The following is an 8,443-nucleotide window of genomic DNA, read 5'->3' on the forward strand; positions in this document are numbered from 1 at the left end:
CGTGGATCTCCATTGCTGTTTCGGCTCGGCGATAGCCGATGCAACCTTACGCGCGAGACTGCAGGACGACAGGCTCGCCAAATGACAGACAGGGTGAATCCGGATTTAACTGCCAGGCCCGGAAGAACGCTCTATTTTGACGCACGACAATTTGTCTTTGATATCACCTTGATCATTTTCCTTGCTGATCATGATGATGCCCGGGGCGATCACTTCATTTGGAAGCTTCTTGGCTGCTTCCGTCAGCTCAACGGCCTTCAATGTCGTGGTCGGATGTTTCACGGTTTTCATTTTAATAATGAAGTTGTCATGAGAGGCGCAATCAGGCGCATCGTAAAAGGTAATGAAGGCCGCAGAGGGCACCTCTTCAAGTATAAAATGAGAGGCTTTATCATTCTCGCAACCCTCGATATCCTTGAAGTTAAAGCTCCCATTTTCGAAAGCAAGCGTGCAAGTAAGCTCACTCCCATCCTTGCCTTTATATACTTTCAGCCGACCGTGATATACGGGATCTTCCAGGGCCGCACTGATCGCCAATTGCGAAGAACACGCTGCCATCAAAAAAGATGAAAAGAGCATGAGCCTGATGCTTTTCATAATGCCATCCTTGCCATTGAGCAAATGATAAGAAACTGCCGGTGGTCGTGCAGTAATTGTCATCACTAACGCTAGCACTGGACGGTGCCAGCGCCACCTATCAGTTCTACTAGGTTACAGCGCGGTATCGGGCGAGTAGAACAAGTGCATGGGTATTTCACCGCACACGTTAAGGTAATCAACATGGCCGATAAGCCTGCCCCTAATATACCGACGCTGGTAGATGACACTGTCGATCTGATTGAACTCGGCACTAAAAACCTGTTGGCCTATATCCGCTACGGCACCAATGATGAAATGGACGGCGACCTGGTTACGTTTTCCTGGGTCGGAAGGACATCGGCCTCCGGGGGTCTGGACTTTAGATCGATCCCCACAAGGGTCGACAAAGATCAACTTCCGGTAGAGGGCCTTGAGATCGAGATTCCCAATACTGTCGTGGTCGGTCTGCGCGACGGTCAGGCTTTTTACTCGTACACCGTGGACGACCAGGGCGTTGTGGAGGAGTCCAAACGCCTGATACTGTTTGTCGGACAACGCCCGGCACCGGCTGCGCACCTGCCGCTGCCGCAGGTCAAAGAGGCTCATCGCGGTTTTCTGGACCCTAAAGCGCAGGGTCCGGTTCAAATCGTTGTCGCGCCTTACCATGCCATGGCAAAAGGCGATACCGTCAAGTTGACCTGGCAGGCCTACCAGGCAGACGGCAATCCTCTGTCCCCCTACGTCAACACCAAAACTTTGGGCGACACAGACGTCGGCTTTCCACTGAGTTGGTCAGTCAGCGACAACTACTTCAGCGGCGCAGCAGATGGCCGCGTCGAAATCAGTTACGCCGTCACCTATTCCACGAGCGGAAGCACCGACTCTTCCCGCCTGCAACTGAAGCTTTCCGTGCCGCCAGATAACCGGATGCCGCTGCCGCGTATCCGAGACCTGACCGGAGACATCCTGGACCCGGCGGGGTTTCCCAACGGGGCCATGATTGAGGTGGATCCGTACCCGGACATACAGGTCGGTGACGATGTGCTGGTTTACTGGAGCGCAGCCCGGCCGACCAACAGCAGTATCCAGCACGTACGTATCGATCAGTCGAACATCGACAGCAGGAGAATCGAGTTCAGGATCGAGAAGAGCGTGCTCGACGCCAGCATTGGCGGCAACGTAATGCTCACCTGGCAATACGCACGGATCGGCAGCAGCGCGTCCTCCGAACCCCGGGAGTTGTCCATTGTCACGCCGTTGAAACTGGCCGCACCCTCGGTGGTGGAAGCCACCCCTGTGGCGGGAACCTCAACGCTCGATCCGCTGGGCGTTACCGAAACAGGTGCCACCGTCCGCGTCCCTGCCAACCCCGGTTTGGGGCCAGGCGACCTGATTACCGTCATCTGGGATGGCATTGGCGTGACCGGTAATTTCGAAACGTCAACGCCCTTGGTGGGCGGCGGGCTGGATTTCAGGATCCCCACCACCGCGATTCCGGCCAATCTGGGAAACACATTTGACGTGTATTACACGGTCACGCGCGCGACTGTCACAGTTGTGTCTGACAAACACCGGCTTTTCATCTCTGAGATAGCGCTCGACAAACTGCCCAAATTGCAATGCACGGAATCGGCAAACACGCCTGGCAAACTTAGCCGGAAAACAGGAAACGCCGCCAACGGAGCTCATTTCACACTGGAACCCTGGGTCTACATTGCCGTCGGTCAAACCGTGGATCTGGAGCTTTCGGGACTGGCCCTGGATGGCGCGTCTGCTGTGGAATACAACATCCTCAAAGATTATGCAGTGTTGCAAAGTGATGTTGTCGTCGGCGTGAACCATGGCGAATTGCCGATGGCCATTCTTGACCAACTAAAGATGGACGAATCCTTTGATGTGTATGTCTCGGTTCGTTTTGATGACAGCGCTTCACCTCAACAGTTTCTGACATTGAAACTCACACTGATTGACTAGCCAGACCCTCCTTGACAATTAAGAACGCACGACTGAAGAGGTGTGAAATGGGTAACAATTCTCGGCAGAAAATCCTTGAGGCGATGAAGTCCAAACGCTCTACACTCGACTGGGACGCCATCGTCAGCTACAACCGCAACAAGGTCAATGCGTTGTTGACGCAACAATATATATCCCGCTACCTGCTCAATGATGCATTGCCCCCGTTCGACAAGACCATCGTCATCGGCGGAAGCTTCACGACATTCAGCTCGGTCTTATTAAGTCCGCCGCGGTTGTCCTTTGAAAATGCCAACCTCGATCATGCAAAGGCCCGGCTGACCTATCACCTGATGGGCGCCAACATCGTTGAAACGGCGGCCCCTGATACCGTTGACTTCACCTATACGACCAAAATCATCAATGCCCATGCAGCGGCCTCGATGACCGCGCCCAAGTTATTCCTGACCGTCGACCTTCGCTCCAATACCGGGGAGGTTGGACGTGATGGCGAAGTCTTCTTCAACATCGCTCAGGGTAAAGAGTTTGCGGGAGACTTTGTCGAATCTCCCGCCGACCAGGCGCTGGTCGGCACATTTTTCCAGGAGTGGTTTAACGAACAAGAAGAGAAGTACCAGCGCTACTCCCTGGGGTACATGGACGGCGTCAGCAATGATGTCATGACCCCTAAAGCTTTTCATGTACTGACTCAGCCTGACCCCAACGGCGGCAGCTCGGGTGCCGTGGTCCTGTTCGTGGTGCTTCGGGATGGCAAGCACGCCGGGCTGCCCACTAAAGAGACCGAAATGCCGTACTTCATACCGGATGATGTCGACGCTAACGGGGAGAGCCTATACTCCGCAGCGGTCATTTTGTCGAACGACCTGATCTTTAACAGAGTGATAAAAACTCAGATTACTGCAGACTTCGGACTAGGACTCAGCCTGACGAATACCGATACCAAAGGCATTTTAAGCGCTCAGTCAGGCGGACTTTCCTTCAACGATTTTGTGTACAAGTACACTGTGCGAAATGGCGATTTTGATGCGAAATTCTGGGTCGAGACCCTTGCATTACCGTTCACTGCAAACAACGCAACGAATGCTTTCCGGGTTTTTCCCGCTGACAACCTGCTGCGTATCACATGGAATAATCAGCCACGCTCACCGTGGGGCAATGTCATTGAGTTTGATCCCCCCACGAGTCCAGAGTACAAGTCTGGCGACCTGATCATCGCCCATTCCTACACGGTGGATTTCACTCCCTCCATCGACCCACAAACGCACGTGGTGAGCTTTACACGCAAAGAAATGCCGCTGACGTTGTCAGAGTCGGGGTATGAGGAACTCGATTTTTTCGACCAACCCAGCGTGGAAATTCATGCCAGGCTCGATGCACTCATCCGGCCACATATGACGAATAAACTCAGTAGCGTCAAAGCGCCCGATATCAATACGTTCATGGTCAGTAACCTGCTGTTTCCGGAAAGCAACAACATGCGCATCAGCGATGTCAGTCTGCCGACCGACATGGCCTTGTTCGGTCAACTGGACGCCAGTCTGACGTCATTTCAAATATCGCCCCTGGAGCCCAGGGTGCTTGCCGGGAAAACCGAGCAGTTCACGACCAGCGCCATTCAGACACGGCGCACCCAGAATCTGCAGTGGAGTGTGAAAGGCATTGATGGCGCCACCTCAGGCGTCGGCACGATCAGCGCCAGCGGTTTGTACACCGCACCAGCGGCAGACACGCTCGATACACCGTTCATTCGAGTCATTGTGACCGCCCACGACATGGACGGAAGCAGCAGCTCATCGGCGCTGGCGACCGTTGTGACCTCTTCGTTGACGGTCAACCCGCTTTTCCAGACCTGCGCAAAGAGCCAAGGCGCGGTGATTCGTGTGGAGAATCTGGATGGAGGCGATATCACCTTTACGTTGACCAGCAACGTCGATCACGAAGCGACCCTCACGCCCGACCCCGACAACCCCGGCACTTACGTCTACAGCCCGGGAACGAGCCCGAACCAACATATCACCGTGGACACCGTCGAGTTCACCGCTACAGCGACAGGCGCCAAGGCACGTGCCTTCATCCTGGTGTGCTGGCAGAACCTGAGCTATGGCATGGAAATCATCGAGCAAGACCCTGAGCAGGGCGTCCAGCTTGCATTGATGGAATCAGATTGGGGAGAGCCACAACCCATTGAAGATGAACTGGAGTGGTCTTTGCTGGGAGGCGATGGCGAGGTGGATCAGACAGGCGTATTCACAGAGCCTGCACCGGCTGCGCTCAAGGACGGTGTGGCCATTGTCATGGCGAGGGTGGGGCCTAAAGGCCACGATCCGTTCGGGTTTATGGCGCTGTCCTTACCGCTGGCGCGCTTTGCGCGCCATGCATCGCGTTATCTTCCGCCACGACCTGATCTTGAAGCACGGTCTGCGCGTCGCGCAGTTGCCGCCAAAATGCGAACCGCTGGCAAGGGTGTCAATTCGCGCGATGCCTTGTTGAGCTGGATGCAGGGTAAAACCGTTACCTATGGCTGGAACGCGCTGATTACCTACAGCCGGGCCAAAATCAACCGGATGCTTGAACAGCAATATGTCGCCAAATTCAACGCGGACAGTTTTCTACTGCCGATTTTTGGCACCGTCCCGCTGATTCCCGGCAGTGCCGGGCGAGAAATGCTCGAACTGTCCGGGTTGGTGCTCGGTGCGCCTCAGATCTCATTCGAAAACGCCGACCTGCTGGACTCCAGGGTGCTCGTCACGATGGACATCGTGTCGGGGTCCGTGGCTTACATGTCCTATCCGGACGCTAGCCCGGCGTACCTCAAGTCCAGTTTCAATGTCAGCGTGCAGCAGCAATTCAAGGTGCAAATGGAAGTTCGCCTGGACGCCGTGACCGGCGAAGTGGACAAGGAAGGCAACGTGGTGGTCGATCTGGGCGAAGGTTTTAACTTCACCAGTAATCTGGTCACTCAGACGTATCCGCAAGAGCAACTTGGCCTGTTTTTTGAGGACTTGTTCAAGCGTCAGCCTGCGTCGGACCGCCGTTATCTGATCGGTGTACTGGACTATATCGGTGACGATATGCTGACACCGAGCAACTTCTATATCCGCACGCAAGCGGCGCCCAGTGGCAAGAACATCAATTCAAGCAGTTATGGCGAGGGCGGTGTCATCCTGTTCGTGCGCACGCGCAATGACTTCTATGACGGTACGTTGCCCACCCCTGAAAACGCCGCCACGTTTCGCTACCTGATCCCCGACGACGAGACGATGGTGAGTGGTGAGCCCGATTACTCAGGTTCCGTCGTACTGTCGAGCCGGATGGTCTTCGAGAATGCCATCAAACCTTACCTGACGAGTTATATCGCTCGGGGATTGAGCTTGTCTTCCAATACCCCTCCGGGGTCCAGCTCGTTGTTGAAAGCGACCAATGGGAAGTATGACTCGGGCAGTTGTCATTTCCAGGCAGACCACTTGCTGGGAGAGCAGAGTAATTTCATGATGGGGGAAATTTACTTCCCATTTCACCCCAACCTGATCATCTCGTCGGATGACGACAACCTCGTTATAAAGCTGAAAGACACCATCAGGCTTCCGTATCACTACAAACTGCACATACCCGCCTGGCCGGATAGAAACATCATGGACGATGTGATCTTTAACTATGATTTAACGCTGACTTACACGCTGATCCCCGACCCTGTAAAAAACCTGATTACCTTTGAACGGACGGGGCAGACCTTTACTCACAGCATGCACATTCAAAATTACGACTACGACGATGACAATCAACTTCTCGCCGAAGTGAGATGGAAGTTTGAAGCGTTTATCCAGGCTGAAATGCAAAAATTCGAAGACCTGTTTTTCGGCATTGAATTACCGGACCTGGACTTTTATGCGCTCAATCATCTGCTGTTCCCAGGGCAGAATGCCTTCCTGGCCACCGAGGCCCACCTACCCGGCGATGTGGTGTTGTTCGGACAGATCGACCCGACCAACACATCGTTCACGCTGGAACCGCTGCAGTCGATCATCAAGGTGGGTAACAGTCAGCGTTTCGAGATCCGCCAGTTGAAGCGGACCGCTGCACCGATCACCTGGACCGTTCGCGGTATCGACGGCAGTCGCGCCCAGGGCGTGATCGATCAGACCGGCGTGTTCACCGCCCCGCCCTTGCAGAGCCTGGAAGGCTCAGCGGTGCGCAATGTGATTACGGCCAGCTATGAAGACCCGGCCACGGGTGAGTTGCGCACGGCTTCGGCGCTGGTAACGGTCGTTGCGGAGTCCATGGCGGTGGCCCCTGCGATGTCAACCCTGCGTATCCGCAATGAGGCCGCACCCGTGGAGCTGCGGGCATCGAGCCTGAGCGGCAGCCTTCTGGCCTGGCGTCTGCTTGATGAGGCACCCGGTGAACTCGAGGTGGCCGAGGACACGCTGTCGGCGCTGTATACCGCCCCCGTATCCTTGCAGAGCGACATGCTGCCGGCACTGATCGAGATTGAAGACTCAGGCACGGGCGAAAAAGTGCTGGCAACGGTATTGCTGATCAACGCCAACTACGCCCTTGATATCGCCCCCGTGTTCCATCCCGGTCTGGCAAGGAATGCGACGGTTCAGCTCAGTGTCCTGGATGAAGAAGACTACACCTATGAATGGAGCGTTATCACCGGACAAGGGACTGTTGACACGTTCGGACTGTTCACCGCCCCGGACGACATTTCAACGCCCTACAGTGTGGTCGGGTGTAAGGAGGTCGACAATCCACGTTTCCGCGGTTTCGGTGTCGTGCACCTGTCCAATACAGCGTTGAGACCCACCTGGTCGGACTTCACCACGTTTACCGTCAAGCCCGAATCACCCACCAAGATGGCCTACGCCAACGGGTTACAGCAGGTTCAGGTGAGAATCGCCATCAAGACCAAACCCACCGACAGCGGCGAAGAGACCGCCCTCACCCCTGCCGAGCGCGCCAGCCTGACGCTGGTGGTGGCTGAGACCAAAGAGGTGCTGCCTCAGGTGGGCAGCGAAGGGGTACCGATTGATGGCAGCGTCACGCGGTGGGGTGTCAACGCCAAGCGCAATGAATACGACTTCTACACCAGCAAGTTCCCGCCGGCTCAAGTGCAGGAGGACGCTCTTGATCTGGATGGCGATGCAAAAACGCTTTACATCCAGACCCGCAGCGACACCGAAATCAGAATCGCGGCCCGGGTGACACGGGCGGACAACACGTTTTTCTATTCAACGGACCATTCGGGTTCCGAGGAAAACGACGCCATCATTGTCATCCAGCCGCTGCCGGTGCCGGTCTACCAGGACAGCGAGTACCACATGGATGTCAAGCGACCCGAAGGGTTAGGCGATCCAAAGACGGATGAGGACTTCGACTTGTACCTCACCACCGTCGACTATTACTACCTCAGGCTTTTGTCGGCCTCGGTGCAGGAACCCATCGGGTTCAGGAACATTGCCTTCGAGCGTGGCTTCTCGATGGTTCAGTGGGAAAGCCGTCAGTATGCCGAAGAGGTGGGCAGCTACACCGGCTACGCGCTGCCCATGTCGGAGGAACTCAACTTTGAACCGTTGCTGTACAACGGCATACCGGATGCTGTGAAACCGAGCAAAGTGGTCAAGGACAGCTTTGCGAGCGCCGACGGTGAATTCCTCTTCAGTCTGCATCGTCGGCTCGACTTCCCGTTCGACGAGTCCAGCAAACTGGCTGAGGCTTTGCGTATGCGGCTGATTGACCGGTTTGGCAATCCGCATCAGTTGCAACTGAGTTTCGCAAGTTTCAATAACCGCAACAAGCTCATCATCAAACGGATGTCCAACGATTAACCACTGTGACAATTGCCTTGGGGCTACTGGCCCCAAGGCAGCGTTTCCAATGGAAGGAGACT

Annotated in this window: 3 protein-coding genes; 2 read left to right on the plus strand and 1 reads right to left on the minus strand. The window is 55.3% G+C overall.

Going from position 1 to position 8,443, the window contains the following annotated elements; all coding sequences use genetic code 11:
• Window positions 1-105: 105 nt before the first annotated feature.
• Entirely contained in the window at window positions 106-660 is a 555-nt protein-coding gene (locus tag BLS87_RS32975; RefSeq protein WP_143024548.1) for a hypothetical protein, read from the minus strand.
• A 120-nt stretch (window positions 661-780) separates the two neighbouring features.
• On the opposite strand from BLS87_RS32975, the gene BLS87_RS32980 reads away from it, so the two are divergent.
• Both BLS87_RS32980 and BLS87_RS32985 read left to right on the plus strand, forming a co-directional pair.
• Complete coding sequence (locus BLS87_RS32980) at window positions 781-2,553, plus strand: hypothetical protein (RefSeq protein ID WP_074759368.1); 1,773 nt, start codon at window positions 781-783, stop codon at window positions 2,551-2,553.
• Window positions 2,554-2,600: 47 nt separating this feature from the next.
• Complete coding sequence (locus BLS87_RS32985; RefSeq protein ID WP_074759369.1) at window positions 2,601-8,381, plus strand: hypothetical protein; 5,781 nt, start codon at window positions 2,601-2,603, stop codon at window positions 8,379-8,381.
• The last annotated feature ends 62 nt before the right edge of the window (window positions 8,382-8,443 follow it).

Source organism: Pseudomonas abietaniphila (genome assembly GCF_900100795.1).
In the GTDB taxonomy this organism is placed as follows: Bacteria; Pseudomonadota; Gammaproteobacteria; order Pseudomonadales; family Pseudomonadaceae; genus Aquipseudomonas; species Aquipseudomonas abietaniphila.